Here is a 906-nt window from a genome sequence, read left to right on the forward strand (position 1 = left end):
TATAGTCAGTTTAATATAAAATCGATACAGCCCATATCATGAAATAGTTTAGGCAGATTATTTTCCATCCATCCTTGGCGTAGAAATTTAGCCTGTGCCCACTTATTCTCGATAGGATTTAGATCAGGGCTATAGGGTGGTAAAAATAAAAGGCGATGGCCGTGTCTATTAAGCAGCTTTTGTACTCGTTTATGAAAGCTTGCGTTATCCATTACGATTACGCACTTGGTTTTTAGGCTCGGTATTAGCGTGTACTTGCACCAGTTATAGAATACATCTCCATTGATGTTTTTTTCGAAGTAATCAAGTGCAAATAGTACTCTTTCGTACAGGGCACCAATGACGTTGGTACGTTTTTTACCTTGCCAGTTGTAGCGATCGATACAAGGCTTACCTATCGGAGCATAGCCATAAGGCCTGATGGTCTCATGCTCAAAGCCACTTTCATCCATATAAACAATGGGATAGCCTTGAATTATATAATCACTCAAGTGATTGAGATACTTAGCTCTTTTTTCCAGACAGGCTTTTGGATGCTCTAGTGTCTTTTTTTTGACTGATGTTTAATCGTTTTAAAGCGTGATAAATGCCGGTTTTACTACAGCCCAGACGATTTGCGCGCTCATATTGATAGTCATCAGGATACGCTTTGACATCCTGAAGCAAAGCGTCATCAGGTATTTTAGTCGGGGCTTTATCTCGTCCTTTCTTAGGCTCTAAGTTCTGTCTCCAGCTATGTATAGTACTGGTGCTAAGCGCGTAAAAAGCAGCAGCTTCTCTAACAGTCAGACCATTATCGATGCTAGACAGCACTTGTTTACGATAGTCGATTGAATAAGTCATGGTTTATCTGAATAGTTGATTAGTTTTTATGTATTGTATCGGTTTTATCTGAACTCTACTATA

The 906-nt window shown here is 39.3% G+C and carries 2 protein-coding genes; both read right to left on the minus strand.

Translation table 11 applies throughout. The annotated features are described in order from the left end of the window. Positions 1 to 5 precede the first annotated feature (5 nt). The gene (locus tag JMW94_RS14925; protein ID WP_227685547.1) at positions 6 to 521 is read right to left on the minus strand and encodes an IS630 family transposase; all 516 of its coding nucleotides are present in this window, start codon (positions 519 to 521) and stop codon (positions 6 to 8) included. Beyond that, positions 505 to 843 (minus strand): IS630 transposase-related protein, encoded by a 339-nt coding sequence (locus JMW94_RS14930; protein WP_087814929.1) that lies wholly within the window; start codon positions 841 to 843, stop codon positions 505 to 507. The genes JMW94_RS14925 and JMW94_RS14930 overlap by 17 nt, the downstream gene beginning before the upstream one ends. Between the last annotated feature and the right edge of the window lie 63 nt (positions 844 to 906).

The organism is Psychrobacter immobilis, assembly GCF_904846185.1.
In the GTDB taxonomy this organism is placed as follows: Bacteria; Pseudomonadota; Gammaproteobacteria; order Pseudomonadales; family Moraxellaceae; genus Psychrobacter; species Psychrobacter immobilis_B.